General features: G+C 55.8%; 10 protein-coding genes. 1 reads left to right on the top strand and 9 read right to left on the bottom strand.

The features are described from left to right. Window positions 1-2: 2 nt before the first annotated feature. From gltB to QUE89_RS03460, 9 genes are all read right to left on the bottom strand, one after another. The gene (gene gltB / locus QUE89_RS03500; protein ID WP_286221859.1) at window positions 3-4,451 is read right to left on the bottom strand and encodes a glutamate synthase large subunit; all 4,449 of its coding nucleotides are present in this window, start codon (window positions 4,449-4,451) and stop codon (window positions 3-5) included. A 212-nt stretch (window positions 4,452-4,663) separates the two neighbouring features. Next, window positions 4,664-6,079 carry an SPOR domain-containing protein gene (locus QUE89_RS03495; RefSeq protein ID WP_286221858.1) on the bottom strand — a complete coding sequence of 472 codons (1,416 nt, stop codon included), beginning with the start codon at window positions 6,077-6,079 and terminating at the stop codon, window positions 4,664-4,666. A gap of 45 nt (window positions 6,080-6,124) precedes the next feature. Further along, a complete protein-coding gene (gene aroB / locus QUE89_RS03490) occupies window positions 6,125-7,219 on the bottom strand; it encodes a 3-dehydroquinate synthase (RefSeq protein WP_286221857.1) in 1,095 nt (364 codons plus the stop codon). Continuing rightward, window positions 7,212-7,778 carry a shikimate kinase AroK gene (gene aroK / locus QUE89_RS03485; protein WP_286221856.1) on the bottom strand — a complete coding sequence of 189 codons (567 nt, stop codon included), beginning with the start codon at window positions 7,776-7,778 and terminating at the stop codon, window positions 7,212-7,214. Before aroK ends, aroB begins: the two co-directional genes overlap by 8 nt. A gap of 138 nt (window positions 7,779-7,916) precedes the next feature. Beyond that, window positions 7,917-9,980, bottom strand: coding sequence for a type IV pilus secretin PilQ (locus tag QUE89_RS03480; protein WP_286221855.1), 2,064 nt, complete (start codon window positions 9,978-9,980; stop codon window positions 7,917-7,919). 64 nt (window positions 9,981-10,044) lie between these two features. Then, window positions 10,045-10,593, bottom strand: a complete 549-nt coding sequence (locus QUE89_RS03475) for a pilus assembly protein PilP (RefSeq protein ID WP_286221854.1) — start codon at window positions 10,591-10,593, stop codon at window positions 10,045-10,047. 2 nt (window positions 10,594-10,595) lie between these two features. Beyond that, window positions 10,596-11,207 carry a type IV pilus inner membrane component PilO gene (locus QUE89_RS03470; protein ID WP_286221853.1) on the bottom strand — a complete coding sequence of 204 codons (612 nt, stop codon included), beginning with the start codon at window positions 11,205-11,207 and terminating at the stop codon, window positions 10,596-10,598. Further along, window positions 11,204-11,770 (bottom strand): PilN domain-containing protein, encoded by a 567-nt coding sequence (locus QUE89_RS03465; protein WP_286221852.1) that lies wholly within the window; start codon window positions 11,768-11,770, stop codon window positions 11,204-11,206. The genes QUE89_RS03470 and QUE89_RS03465 overlap by 4 nt, the downstream gene beginning before the upstream one ends. Beyond that, window positions 11,770-12,834, bottom strand: a complete 1,065-nt coding sequence (locus QUE89_RS03460) for a pilus assembly protein PilM (protein WP_286221851.1) — start codon at window positions 12,832-12,834, stop codon at window positions 11,770-11,772. Before QUE89_RS03460 ends, QUE89_RS03465 begins: the two co-directional genes overlap by 1 nt. Before the next feature lie 194 nt (window positions 12,835-13,028). Between QUE89_RS03460 and QUE89_RS03455 the strand changes: the two genes are divergently transcribed. Beyond that, window positions 13,029-15,497 (top strand): penicillin-binding protein 1A, encoded by a 2,469-nt coding sequence (locus QUE89_RS03455; RefSeq protein ID WP_286221850.1) that lies wholly within the window; start codon window positions 13,029-13,031, stop codon window positions 15,495-15,497. Window positions 15,498-15,550: the final 53 nt, after the last annotated feature.

Genomic DNA, 15,550 nt, shown 5'->3' with positions numbered 1-15,550 from the left:
GTTTATTCCGGACGTGCCCGGGTGCTGGCCAGCAGGCTGCGGAGATTGGCAGCCTTGGGCTTAACCAGCCAAAAACGGCCGATGTAGTCGTCGAAATTCTCAAGAATGTGCTCAGCCCACGCACTGCCGGTTTCCGAAATGTGCTCCCGGATTACACCGCGCAAGTGGTTGCGGTAAGACTCCATGTCTTCACTCGAAATCCGCTGGATCTCGACGAGTTCATGATTGTACTTATCCACGAAGGTGTTGTTCTGGTCCAGAACGTAGGCGAAACCACCGGTCATACCGGCGCCAAAGTTATGGCCAGTTCCGCCCAGCACGGTGACCAGACCGCCAGTCATGTATTCACAGCAGTGATCGCCAGCACCTTCTACCACGGCATGGGCGCCGGAGTTCCGGACTGCAAAACGTTCACCTGCGGTGCCCGCGGCGAACAACTTGCCTCCGGTCGCGCCGTACAAGCAGGTGTTACCGACAATGGAGGTCTCGTGAGTCTTGAAGGTGCTGCCCCGGGGCGGCTTCACAACCAGCTTGCCGCCTGTCATGCCCTTGCCCACGTAGTCGTTGGCATCGCCTTCGAGGATCAGGTTAAGACCACCGACGTTCCAGACACCAAAGCTCTGGCCAGCAGTACCGGTCAGGTCCAGCGTAATGGGCGCATCGACCATGCCCTGGTTACCGTGCTGACCGGCAATTTCGCCGGACAGGCGAGCACCAATGGAGCGATCGCAATTGGTCACACGGTAAGACCAGGCACCACCGGACTTGTTGGCAATGGACGAGGCAATGTCCTGAACCATCTGCTCAGCCAGGGTACCCTGGTCGAACGGGTGGTTGCGCTCGACCTGACAGGTTTGCGGCTTGTCGGCAGGAATGTGGTCGTTGGACAGCAAACGGGAAAGATCCAGCTTCTTCTGTCGCTCGGTGTTACCCGGCAGACGCTCCAGCAGATCAACCCGACCAACCAGCTCTTCCAGACTGCGAACACCCAGCTTGGCCAGCCACTCACGGGTTTCTTCTGCAACAAAGCGGAAGAAGTTCATGGCCATTTCCACGGTGCCCTTGAAGTGCTCCTCGCGCAGATGCTCGTTCTGGGTGGCGACACCGGTCGCGCAGTTGTTCAGGTGGCAGATCCGCAGATACTTACAACCCAAAGCAACCATCGGCGTGGTGCCGAAGCCGAAGCTTTCCGCACCCAGAATGGCGCCTTTCACAACGTCCAGGCCGGTCTTGATGCCACCATCGGTCTGCAGGCGAATTTTGCCGCGCAGATCGTTGGCACGCAGGGCTTGCTGAGTCTCGGTCAGACCTAGCTCCCATGGCGACCCGGCATAGCGGATAGAGGTCAACGGGCTGGCCGCGGTGCCACCATCGTAACCAGACACGGTGATCAGATCGGCATAAGCCTTGGCCACACCGGCTGCGATGGTACCGACACCCGGCTCAGAGACCAGCTTGACCGACACCAGCGCCTGCGGATTGACCTGCTTGAGGTCAAAAATCAGCTGCGCCAGATCCTCGATAGAGTAAATATCGTGGTGCGGCGGCGGTGAAATCAGGGTCACGCCCGGCACCGAGTACCGCAGACGGGCGATCAGGTCATTGACCTTGCCACCAGGCAGCTGTCCGCCCTCGCCGGGTTTTGCACCCTGAGCCACCTTGATCTGCATGACATCGGCACTGCGCAGATATTCCGCGGTGACACCGAAGCGACCCGACGCAACCTGCTTGATTTTCGAGCGTTTGTTAGTGCCGTATCGCGCGGGATCTTCACCACCCTCACCCGAGTTGGAGCGACCGCCCAGCGTGTTCATGGCAACGGCCAGCGCTTCGTGCGCCTCGGGCGACAAGGCACCCAATGACATGGCCGCTGAATCGAAGCGCGGGAAGATATTATCGACCGGCTCGACTTCTGACAGATCGATGGCCTGAATGTCCTTACGGAAGCCCAGCAGGTCCCGAAGCGTCGACACCGGGCGCTCGTTGACCAGGCCGGCGTATTCTTTGTAGTGTCCGTAATCGCCACTGATAACCGCTTCCTGGAGCTTACCTACCACATCCGGATTGAAGGCATGGTATTCCTGGCCGTGCACGTACTTCAGCAAACCGCCCTGCGAAATCGGCTTACGCGGCTTCCAGGCGATTCCCGCCAGTTGTTCCTGATCCTGTTGGAAATCGAAGAAACTTGCGCCCTGAATCCGACTGGGCACGCCCTTGAAGCAAAGATCAACCACATCATCCGCCAGGCCGATCGCCTCGAACAGCTGGGCGCCCCGGTAGGAGGTCATGGTTGAAATGCCCATCTTCGAGAGGATTTTCAGCAGGCCCTTGTTGATGCCCTTCCGGTAGTTATTCTTGGCCTCGATGGGATCCATCAAAACTTCGCCGGTACGAATCAGGTCGTTCAGCACCTGGTAGGCCAGGTACGGATAGACTGCGGTCGCGCCGAAGCCAAACAACACGGCAAAGTGGTGCGGGTCACGGGCCCAGCCAGTTTCCACCAGGATGTTGGAATCACAACGCAGACCTTTGGCCACAAGATGGTGGTGTACGGCGCCGGTGGCCATCAGGGCGCTGACTGGCAGCTCCCCTTCTTTCAGGTCTTTGTCGGACAGAACCAGAATTACCTTACCATCGCGCACTGCCTGCTCGGCTTCGTCACACACCTGACGGATCGCCTGCTCCAGGCCCTGTTCGGGGCGATAGCTCATGGAGATACGGGCAACTTCGAAACCGGGGCGATCGTTATTGGTGATCTTGAGGAACTTCGCTGGCGACAGCACCGGCGTGGTCAGGATAATCCGGTCGGCGTGTTCAGCGGATTCCTCGAACACGTTCCGTTCGGCGCCAATGCAGGTTTCCAGTGACATAACGATGGACTCGCGCAGCGGGTCGATCGCGGGGTTGGTGACCTGAGCGAACTTCTGGCGGAAGTAATCGGCAACGTGTCGCACTTTGCTGGACAGCACCGCCATCGGAGTATCGTCACCCATGGAGCCTACGGCTTCCTGAGCGTTTTCGGCCAATGGCCGCAGAACCTGATCACGCTCCTCAAACGACACCATGAACATCTTCTGGTGCACCAGAAGTTCATCGGCATCCATCAGCTTAAATTCGGGCGTGTCCTGATTCAGGGTCGTTTCTACCCGCAGGGCCTTCTCACGCAACCAGCGCTTGTACGGCTGGGCGGACTTCAGACGCTGATCGATATCTTTGGTATGCAGAACTTCGCCAGACTCGGTATCGATTGCCAGCATCTGACCTGGGCCGACCCGGCCCTTGGCCACGACGTCGTCGGGCTGGTAGTCATAGGTGCCGATTTCGGAGGCCAGGGTGATGAAATCATCCTTTGTGATAACCCAGCGTGCCGGACGCAGACCGTTCCGATCCAGCATGCAGACAGCGTAACGGCCATCAGACAGAACCAAACCAGCGGGGCCGTCCCAGGGTTCCATGTGCATGGAGTTGTATTCGTAAAACGCACGGAGTTCTGAATCCATGCTGTCGACGTTCTGCCATGCGGGCGGGATCATCATCCGTACGGCTCGGAACAGATCAACACCACCTGCCAGCAGCACTTCCAGCATGTTATCCATGCTGGACGAGTCAGAACCGGTCAGGTTGACCAGCGGTTGCAGCGTCTGGAGATCCGGCAGGTCCGGCGAGCTGAATTTGGCGGCGCGAGCGATGGCCCAGTTACGGTTACCGTCAACGGTGTTGATCTCACCATTGTGGGCCAGGTAACGGAAAGGCTGTGCCAGCGGCCAGCGCGGCATAGTGTTGGTGGAAAAACGCTGGTGGAAGACGCAGATGGCGGTTTCCAGATCCGGGTCGTCCAGATCCTTGTAAAAATTCGCCAGGTCCGCCGGCATCATCAGGCCCTTGTAGGCCAGTGTCCGGTGCGAGAGGCTGCAGATGTAGAACTCGGAATCATCGACCATGTCGCGCTCGGCGTGACGACGGCCCACGAACAGGCTGATGGCAAACTCTTTCTCTGCCTTTCCACCAGGAACCACAAACACCTGTTCAATGCGCGGCAGGCAATCCAGCGCCATGGGGCCGAGACAGCTGTCATCAACCGGCACCTCACGCCAACCCATGATTTCCAGACCCTGCTCGGTCAGACGCTTTTCAATGGCAGCGCGGCCGGCGGCAGCCTTGGCTTCATCCGGGTTCAGGAACACCTGGCCAACGGCAAACAAATCGCCGGGCTCTTTGCCGAAGGCAGCCTTGGCGGCTTTTTTCAGGAAGGTGTCCGGGCTCTGGATCAGTAGGCCACAACCATCGCCGGTTTTTCCGTCTGCAGCGATACCACCTCGGTGGGTCATGCAGGTCAGCGACTCGATGGCAGTTTGCAACAACTTGTGGCTGGTCTCGCCTTTCATATGGGCAATCAGACCGAAGCCACAGTTGTCCCTGAATTCGTCGGGATGATACAAACCTGTCATCATAAGCGTTCTCTCGCGTAGAAATGCTTTTCAATCAAAGAGTTAGTCAGCGCGCAGCTAAACAACCACCCTTCGACACTGAAAATGGGGGCTGATCATTTTACACACGTAGAAATACGTACTCAAATGAGAGCGGAGTTATTTTGGGGAACAATGGCCGGCTTTCCCAGTTCGCGGGCTCTTTTGACCGCCCGTAGATGCAGCGCCAGGCGCTGCTACAGCCCGTCAGTCGTCCTGACCCACGGCGACCGTTTCCGCAATGATTCTGGAAGGCTCGCTACCGCTTCTTTCGCCGCAGCTTTAGTCGCGTACTCACCGTAGAATACCATAAACCACGGCTCACCCTGCCGTTCACCCTTTGTGTAAACAGCATCACCCAGTTGCGGGTACTGTCGCAGGACATTCAGAGCGGTTTGTTCAAGGTTTCCGGCCACCAACTGTATGGTCCATGCCGAGCGTACCTTCAACTCAGGCAGAGATACGAAGCGCTCCGGATTGTTCGGAGTATATGCCGGCTCTGGCTCTGGCTCTGGCTCTGGCTCTGGCTCTGGCTCTGGCTCTGGCTCTGGCTCTGGCTCTGGCTCTGGCTCTGGCTCTGGCTCTGGCTCTGGCTCTGGACGAGTGTCAGCAATGACGCCCGGTGATGGAACGCTTTCTTCGGGATCTGGCGTTTCCGGACCGATCGTAATGCTTTTTCGCACCCGCTCTGGGTTCTCAGCCCGCAATTCGTTGCTGGCGACAGAATCCTCATACTGATCAGAAACAAACCACCACGACCCGCCAAGCAGCGCCAACGCGAGCGCAGGCCAAGCCAACTTGCTTAACGAGGGCAGCGACCGCCCACCAGTCCGGGGCGCTTCCGATACCATATCGAGCCAAACCCCAGGTGTAACCCTTTTCAGCCGACCAAAACTTCCCTGGCTCAGAGCGTGAATTCGAGAAACCTTTGAGGCACTCAGCAGCTCACTGACCTTGCCACCTGCTACCTGGACTCGCGGCTCGAGGTACGAAAAAACCTCATCCCGGGTCAGTGGGCGCAGATGGATCTGATGAACGTTGGCCGATACTGGATCAAGGCCCAAGTGGCCTATGAGGTCATCACTACCGGTAAAAACCGGTACCGCGGCGGCCCCGCGCTCCGCTGCCAGAAAGCCCGCCAGCAGCAACCGCAACAATTCGGTGGGTGCCCGATCAGCGTCATCAATAAGCAGCACCATACGCTGCCCTTTCTTGGCCTTGGCCTCAGACCAGCGAAAAAAACTGTAAACGGCGTCCCGAGGGCCCTGATTGGCGTGAAAAGATGAAGGCGCAAGCTCCTTGAGCGCGCCGGCAAGCGCCCTGGAACCGGTCAGAGCCGCGGTTGGGATCCTATGGAATTCAATGCGCGCCGACTCACTGCGCACCAGCTCGGTCAGCAAACGGGTCTTGCCTGACCCAGGAGCCCCGGTAAGCAGCAGCGCCATGTCACCAAAGCCACAAAGGTGGCGCAGCGTCTCCAGTGCATGATGACGCATTGCATCAGGGAAAAAAGGTGTTTCCAGCTCCAGAGGATTGGCCCTGAATCCGTAACGCTCTTGTAGGCGAGGGAAAAGCCCTCCACCTTCCGCACTACTCAGTCGATCTTCGGTCACACCCGTCCCTGCTGCCTTTTAACCCAGTTCTGCGTTTGCCAACTGTCAGCCACAATGACAATATCTGGCAAGTGTTGCGGCCAGGTTCTCCGCCGCTGCGTCTTCCGTAACAATGGCCTCACCAAGATTTGCCAAAAGTACCAGGCGCAAGCGACCATCAACGTTTTTCTTATCCACGGCCATCAGGTTTCTGAAATCATCCGGCGTCATGCCTTTTGGCGGCAACTCTGGCAAGCCCGCGCGCTTGATCAAAGTTACCGCTCGCTCAAATTGCTCGCGACTGATCATGCCCTCACGCGCCGACAGGTCGGCTGCCATAATCATACCGGTGCCAACTGCCTCGCCGTGGAGCCAGTTACCATAGCCCGCGAAAGTCTCGATGGCATGACCAAAGGTGTGGCCAAGATTCAAGATTGCCCGCAAACCACCCTCTCGCTCATCTTTGGCGACCACGTCCGCCTTACAGGCGCAGGACCGCAGAATTGCTTCGGCAATCGCGGTCGCATCAAGTGCTACCAGGCGATCTACATTCGCCTCCAGCCAGTCGAGAAACTCAATGTCCCGAATCAACCCATACTTGATCACTTCGGCCAGCCCAGCCGCCACTTCCCTGGTCGGCAGTGAGCGGAGGGTGTCGGTATCGATCAGCACAATCTCGGGCTGATGAAAGGCCCCCACCATGTTCTTGCCGAGTGGATGATTGATGCCGGTCTTACCACCCACTGAGGAATCAACCTGGGACAGCAGAGTCGTTGGAATCTGAATGAACGGAACGCCACGTTGGTAGCATGCTGCAGCAAAGCCGGTCATATCTCCCACTACTCCACCACCCAGCGCAACCAGGGTGGTCTTGCGGGAATGACGGTTTTGTAGCAAGCGGTCAAAAATCTGATTGAGCGTCTGCCAGTCCTTGAATTGTTCCCCATCGGGCAAAACGACTACATCGACAGACTTGTCCGGAAAGCAGCTCTTGGCTCTATCCAGGTATAGAGGCGCAACCGCCTCATTGGTCACAATCAAGACCTGAGAACCTTGAACATATCCTGATAGATCACGACTTCCCAAAAGACCCTGCCCAATCAGGATCGGGTAGCTTCGTTCGCCCAGTTCCACGGTCAATTCACGGACTGCGTCAGACATGGTTTCGACCCTCTTTGCGTACCTGCCGCTTGTGCCGAGGCGTCCTCGGATTCATTCGATTCACCAGTTGACGGACCACCAGCCTGGGACTTTTTCGGTCCGTATACATGGTGATATCAGCCAGCTGGGTGTAAAGCGGATCCCTGATCGAAAACAATTTGCGGAGGACCGCTTCCGGATCATCATTCTGAAGCAGAGGCCGGTTGCGATCTTTCCGGGTCCGCTCAACCTGTTGCTCGATTGATGTCTTCAGATAAACAACAACAGCATCCTGCTTCAAGAATGGGCGGTTCTCGGGGCGCATGACGGCACCTCCACCGGTCGCCAATACCGTGTCGGGCAGCAGGGACAACTCTTCAAGCATGGCCGTCTCGCGCAACCGGAAACCGTCTTCCCCCTCCACATCGAATATCCAGGGGATATTCGCACCGCAGCGTTCTTCGATGATGCGATCGGAGTCCAGGAAACGATAGCCCAGCTCTTTGGCGAGCATTCGGCCAATCGTACTCTTTCCGGCCCCCATAGGGCCCACCAGGACAACGCGTTTGGGCAAAGACATAACTTCCGCTCGATTGTGTTCAGGCGGGTGAGAATATCACAGCGGTTCTGATTCCATAAATTTCCCGCGCAATTGCCGGATATTCAGACATAAAAAAGCCGCCGGCTTTACCCGGCGGCTTTTTATCTGAGCCCGACGTTAGCGGATCAGATCGTTCTTCAGGATCTTGGGCGTGATGAAGATCAGCAGCTCACTGCGCTCATCCACATGCTCAGTCCGCTTGAACAGACGACCGAGGTACGGGATATCACCCAGGAACGGTGTCTTGGTGGTTTGGGTGGCCACCTCCGACTGGAAGATACCGCCCAACACTACGGTTTCGCCGTTGCCAACCAGCACCTGAGTTGTAACTTCGTTGGTGTTGATTGACGGAATGCCCGCAGTTACCTCGCCACGCGAATCCTGATTCACCACCAGGTCCATGATGATCTTGTCATCAGGCGTGATCTGCGGAGTTACCTCAAGCGACAACACCGCTTCCTTGAAGGACACAGAGGTGGCACCGCTTGAAGATGCTTCCTGGTATGGAATTTCTTCGCCAGACTTGATCGACGCTGTCTGGCGGTCCGCAGTCACTACTCGCGGCTGTGATACGACTTCGGCTTGACCGTCACTTTCCAATGCGGAGAGTTCCAGGTCGACCAGGAAGTCGTCACTGCCCCAACCGATGGCGAATGAAGACGCACCTTCACCCGTTACACCGAGATCTACTGCCAATGCTCCCGGGAAGGTGATCGTGTTATTGGTGCCTCCGGCTGCCTGACGGGCCTCTTCAACCGCACTCTGGGAGCCGCCGACTGAGAAAACGTTGTCGCCGCTCACATCGTAGGCTGCGCCACCCCAGCGAATACCGAGATCTTCAGCCACGTTGGTTTGGGCACGAACGATACGAGCTTCTATAGACACCTGACGAACCGGCACGTCCCAGGTCGAGACCAAGCGTCGAATTTCTTCCAACTTTTCAGTGGTCTCACGCACACTGATAGTGTTGGTGCGCACGTCCGAAGAGACAAATCCTCGGTCGGTAATCAGTTCCTTGTCCGCTTCAATCAACGCCACCACATCAGCAGCTTTGGCATAATTCACCTGAATGATATCAAGACGAACCGGAGCAAGTTCGGCAATTTGCTTGGTGGTTTCCAGTTCAAGCTTCTCACGAGCAGCGATCTCATCAGCGGGCGCCACAAGAAGTACGTTACCGATCTGACGCTTATCCAAACCCTTGGTTTTAAGAATCAGATCAAGCGCTTGATCCCAGGGAACATTCTGGAGCCTCAGGGTTATGCTTCCACCAACAGTGTCACTGGCCACCAGGTTCAATCCGGTGAAGTCGGCAATCAACTGGAGCACGGAGCGAACTTCAATGTCCTGGAAATTGAGAGAGAGCTTCTCACCCGTGTATGGGAACTTCTCTTCGCGGCGGGACTCAGCTTCCTGCTCAGTCAGCTTTTCAACACTGACCGTGAACTGACTGCCAGACTGATAGGCAATGTAGTCGTAGTTCCCTTCCGGCCTGATTTCTACAATGGCATTGCCATCCTGCACGAAAGTGTCAATTCGATTGACTGGTGTCGCAAAGTCGGTCACGTCCAGCCGACGACGGAGGTTTTCGGGCACCGAAATGCCTGACATGGTCAGACGAATTTTCCCACCCAACTCAGACAGGTCTACAGGGGTGCTCTCGCTGCCCAAGTCGACTACAACCCGACCTTCTCCGTTGTTGCCACGGCGGAAATCAACACCTGCTAGCGCATCCGGTCTATTCGACGCTGGCGCTGCTGTCGGTGCTGAGGTGGTCGAGCCCGCAGACGATGACCCGGATGCATCTCCTCCCAGAGTCATGACCAGGGAATTACCACTCCGGACCGTGTCATAAGGGACCAGTTCGACAAGGTTAAAGATCAGGCGAGTCCGATCCTTGGTTTCGACCACTGTCATGCTCTGAGCATTGCCGGAGCCTAGCGGAATGCTGCGACTTCCAAGTCCGTTAGTAGTATCGCTCAAGTCTACTGCGATACGAGCCGGACGCTCGATCGTATATCCCGTCGGTTCTGGGGGCTGCCCATCAAAGGCAAGTTTCACCTCCAGACGATCTCCCGGTAGCGACGAAAACGACACGTCTTCCAGCGTGACCGCGTTGGCCAGGCCGGATAACAACCCAAAAGCAATCACGCCGACGTATACATTGAGTTTTTTAAACATCGCTAGCCTCGACCCTAAACTTTTTTGTTCGTGCATGGTTCTTTCAATTTTCATATGCCGCTCCTTAGCCCTCTTCCTCTTCCAGTGTCAGGGAGCGTGGACGCTCTACCCATCCACCCCGGCCATTCGGAACGATTTCGATTAGTTCAATTCGGGTTTCATTCACGCCAATAACGCGGCCATAGTTCTGCCCCATATAGTTACCAGCGCGGACGCGGTGAATACCGCCGACCTCGTCCTGAATCAAAGCAAAAAGATTGCCCGATGCCCCCTGCAAGGTACCCACCATATCGAGCTCCTTTAGATCAAAGTTCTCAAGAACCTCTCTGGGACGATCAAGATCCGGCTCAACATCACTTACCGGCTGCTCATCAACCATCGTTAGCTGAACGTCCACGGGTGGCTCAAATGGGGCCCGACGGTCTGCCGCCGAATAGCTAAAGGCCTCATACGCTTTGAACTCAGGGAGAGGCTCTACATGCCCTCTCGGCTTTGCTCGTGTATCTGACATGAACTTGTCGAGATCAGAAAATCCGCTGCCCTGAGAACATGCCGTGAGTAGGGAGACCAAACAAACTCCCAGGCAGGCTCGTACTGCATGTTTCTTTACCATGCCTATTCTCCCGCCCGGTAACGGTAGGTTCGAGCAAGCACTTGCATGTTCAGTCGCTCTCCATCACCGTCAGTTGGTTCGATGGTCAAATCGTGGAGGGTCACGATCCGCGGAAGGCTTGCGACGCTGCTAACAAACGACGCCAGCTCATGATAAGAGCCAGATACTCGAATATTAATCGGTAGCTCGGCGTAGAAATCTCGCCGTTGCTCAGCCTGCAACTTCACCTCCTGCAATGACAGACCACTTCCCAGTGCCGTATTAGTAATATCCTCCAACAGACCCGGAACTTCTGTTTCGCTGGGCAACTGACGCACCAGTGCACCAAATGTCTCTTCCATTTCGGCCATTTGGGCTTTAAACACTTCCAGATTGGCTACCTGGTAGGCTTTCTGTTCGTATTTTTGACGGAGATCCTGCTCAGTCTTCTCTACCCGCTCCAGCGTCATGTACTGGTCTTTGATGAAAAACCAGTAGCCGCCACCAACAATGAGACCAACAATAATCAGGACAACAATGGCTTTGATAGGAGCAGGCCAGATGCCTGCGTTATTAACGTCCAAGTCATTGATATCGAATTCATTCAGGCTCTTTAGTGAGTCCGCGAGGCTCATTTCTTATCCTCCACTTCGGGCTCTGGCGTTTTCTGCTGCACCGACAGATTAAACTGGCTGTACCCTGCCCGGCGATTATCCGCTGCGGAAACATTAGAAAGGTTTGGGTTAGCGAACCAATCAGAATCTTCGAACTGACGCATCAAAGAAGAAATTCGGCTATTCGATTCAGCCATACCAACGATATCTACCTTTTCCCCAGTTTTCTTCAGCTCAGTATAGAAAAGCCCGTCCGGCAAGGTCCGAACCAACTCATCGAAGACCCGAACAATCACTGGCCGCTTTCCCTGCAAATCCTGAATCACCTGCATCCGCGCCAAAAGCTCATCCCGCTTACGCTTGAGACTCTCGATTTCTCGAATCTGCAAATCGAGTTTCTTGGCGGCAGTTTCAATATAGGCATTACGAGATTCCTGATAGGCAATCCGGCTGTCCATGTCGGACTTCCAAAGGAACACTAGGCCACCGGCAACAATTGCAGCACCCAGAATCATAACCACGAACTGCTTCTGTTTTTCTGCCCGGAGCTCTTCGCGCCAGGGTCTGAGGTTAATCTTTGCCATCAGTCGAAGCTCCTCATTGCCAGGCCACAGGCAATCATCAGCGAGGGAGCATCGTTACTCAGTGCAGACGCATTCACCCGGGACCCTACTGCCATGTCGGCAAACGGGTTGGCGACCAAAGTCGGCGTTCCTGTTTTTTCCTCGACCATCTCTGTCAGCCCCTGTATCGAGGCAGTACCACCTGCCAGAACCACATAATCGACTGCGTTGTATTGGCTAGCGCCAAAGAAGAACTGCAAGGCCCGCGCTACTTGCTGAACCACCGCCTCGCGGAATGGCATCAACACTTCAGACTCATAGTCGTCGGGCAAGCCGCCCTGCTTCTTGGCGAGGCCTGCTTCTTCAAGCGACAGTCCGTAACGACGCTGAATTTCTTCGGTAAGCTGCTTGCCACCGAAGATCTGTTCGCGGGTATAAACGGTCTTGCCATCGGCGAGAACGCTGAGTGTGGTCATGGTGGCACCGACATCGACTATCGCCACTACCAGTTCTTCGCCCTGGGAATCGAGCTGCGGTTCGATCAAGGAATAAGCGCGCTCAAGGGAGTAAGCTTCGACATCAACAATCTTTGCGGACAGCGAGGCAATCTCAAGCGCGTCCTCACGTATGTCGACGTTTTCCTTTCTGCATGCAGCCAGGAGAACATCAACCTGATCGGGATTGTTTTCCGAAGGGCCCTGGACCTCAAAGTCGATGGCAACTTCATCCAGCGGATATGGAATGTACTGATCAGCCTCAAGGGCAATCTGGTCTTCCATCTCAAATTCGTTGAGGCCGCCATCCATCTGGATGAGCTTGGTGATCACGGCAGAGCCTGAGACGGCCACGGCAACCTGTTTCACACCCGTGCGCGATTTCGAGGCGACGCGCTTGAGCACTTCACCTACTGCCTCGACGTCCGTGATATTTTTCTCGACAACGGCGTTAGCCGGCAAAGGCTCCACCGCGTAGCTTTCGACTTTTATGCGGCCGCCCTGCTTTGACAGCTCCAGAAGTTTGACCGAACTGGAGCTAACGTCCACGCCCAGCACTGCACTGGATTTCTTTCCGAACAATCCGAACACGCGCTCACCCTATACCTGGTTAGATGCACCCGGTTAAGTTACTTATGTGTTTTTTATTTAAGAGAATTTCTTCAGTTTTCCGTCTACAATGCCATTTCTTCTTAGTTGAGAAGCATTGCGGCGGTGAAGCGACTCATCCTTCCTAAAGCAATTTCTCAAATGATAGACCTATATCCAACAGTTGTCAGAAAAAAATGTCTCATTTGTTGCGCACATCTCGCCTTTTCGCATGGTTATTTCTCACCGGACTGAGTGTCTCCATAATCGTTACCTCAGGCTTTTATCTGTACCTTCGTCCCGGCCTTCCTCCGGTCGACCAACTGCTCGACATCAAGCTGCAGACGCCACTGCGAATTTACAGCCAAGACAGCAGATTAATAGCAGAATTCGGTGAAAAGAGAAGGGCACCGATCACAATCGAACAGATCCCAACAATTCAGTTACAAGCGTTTTTAGCGGCTGAGGACTCAAGGTTTTACGAGCATTCCGGGGTCGACATCAAAGGCCTGGCGCGGGCTGCAATCGAACTGGTCTCCACTGGCTCCATCCAGTCTGGCGGCAGCACCATCACAATGCAGGTTGCAAAAAATTACTTTTTGTCACGGGACCGGACCTTTATCCGGAAGTTCAACGAGATACTTCTGGCTCTTCAGATTGAGCGCGAACTGGACAAAAACCGCATCCTCGAGCTCTATCTGAATAAGATTTACCTCGGCAATCGTGCTTACGGGATCGCGGCAGCGGCACAGGTTTACTACAACAAACCGATCAAGGAACTCTCGCTAGCTCAAATGGCCATGCTCGCCGGCTTGCCGAAGGCACCCTCGTCGTTTAATCCATTGGCCAATCCGGATCGGGCCAAGATCCGACGAAACTGGATTATTGGACGCATGCGGGACCTGGGCTACATCACTCCAGATGCGCATGACCTTGCCATCTCCGCCCCACTAACAGCTGACTACAATGCAACAGACGCCGAAGTCGACGCAGACTACGTGGCGGAAATGGCGCGCTCGGAAATCGTTCGTCGGTTTGGAGATAACGCGTACACGGATGGCTATACAGTCACTTTGACGGTCAACAGCCGTAAGCAGCAAACGGCTACAGACGCCCTACGCAAAGGCCTGGAAGCCTACGACCGCAGGCACGGATTCCGAGGCCCCATCGGCCAAATCGATGATGATACTCTCGAGGAGAGCACTCCGGACGAGCTGATCCTCAACTATCCAAAAGTAGCCGAGCTCCTCCCTGCTCTAGTTACGGATATCAGCGACGAACACGCAAACGTCCGAGTCCATGCCCGAGGTATCGGCGAAGCCATCATGCCGTTCGAGACCATGACTTGGGCGCGACGCTACAAAACCGAAGACCTGCGCGGCCCCGAACCCGAGAAACCGACAGACGTGCTATCGGTCGGTGACGTCGTTTACGTACGGGCCAACTCGCAACCGGGGGATATTGGCGACTCAACGACCCAACCGGGCGTCGCCCTCGCGCAAGTGCCACGAGCGGAAGGCGCGCTCATTTCTCTGGATGCCGATACTGGCGCGGTTCAGGCACTCGCAGGCGGTTACAGCTTCCGGCAGAGTAAATACAACCGCGCAATTCAGGCGAAGCGACAGCCAGGCTCAACCTTCAAACCGTTCCTCTACTTAACGGCACTTGAAAATGGCCTGACGCCGGCAACTATCTACAACGACGCCCCCATCGTGTTTGACGACTCGGAACTGGAAACAGCCTGGCGCCCGCAGAATTCTTCTGGCCAGTTCTACGGCCCGACTCGCTTGCGTGAAGCACTCTACCGGTCCCGCAACATCGTCTCGATCCGGCTACTTCGGGACGTCGGCATCCAGACCACCCTGGACTATCTGAAACAACTTAAAATTCCGGTCAACAACATGCCGGACAACCTCTCCCTCTCGCTAGGGAGCGGACAACTCACACCCATGGAGCTGGCCCGCGGACTTGCCGTGATCGCCAACGGCGGCTACGACGTTCAACCCTACCTGATCGAACAGATTCAGGACGTCAATGGCGAGACGATTTACGAAGCGCCGAAAACCGTTCTTTGCGATCAGGACTGCGAATCGCAAATGACTGACATTGCGAGCAAGAGCGAGACTGACGAACCGACATCACTCGCCGACACCAGCGAGGAGCCAGAGGTCAGAGTCATGCCGAGACTGGCCGATGAGCGCTCGGTGTACATCCTGCACTCCATGATGCAGGACGTAATCCGCCGGGGCACAGGTCGTCGAGCCCAGGCGCTCGGGCGCAATGACATTGCAGGCAAGACCGGCACCACCAACGAACAGAAAGACACCTGGTTTGCTGGTTTTAACCACGACATTGCCACCACCACCTGGGTCGGCTTTGATCAGCCCGCCCCATTAGGGCGGCGGGAATTCGGCGCCAGCACCGCACTACCGATTTGGGTCGACTATATGCAAGTAGCCTTGGAGAATGCACCATCAGCAACAATGCCCCGCCCCAACGGCATCGTAAATGTGCGCATCAACCCCGAGACCGGCAAGCGAGCCAGGCCAGGCGAAGAAGGTGTCTTCGAGGTATTCAAGGAAGAGGATGCACCCGCACCACTTTCACCCCAAGATGAGAACGATCGCAACGGCAGCGCGGACGATTACTCTCGACAGATCTTCTGACCCTGACTGAGCGCCAGCACCGGAAATCTCCGGACACAAAAAAACCGGCGGGA

Source organism: Marinobacter sp. LA51 (assembly GCF_030297175.1).
Taxonomy (GTDB): Bacteria; Pseudomonadota; Gammaproteobacteria; order Pseudomonadales; family Oleiphilaceae; genus Marinobacter; species Marinobacter apostichopi.
Note: the sequence above shows the minus strand (reverse complement) of the source record. Positions and strands in the feature narration are given on the sequence as shown.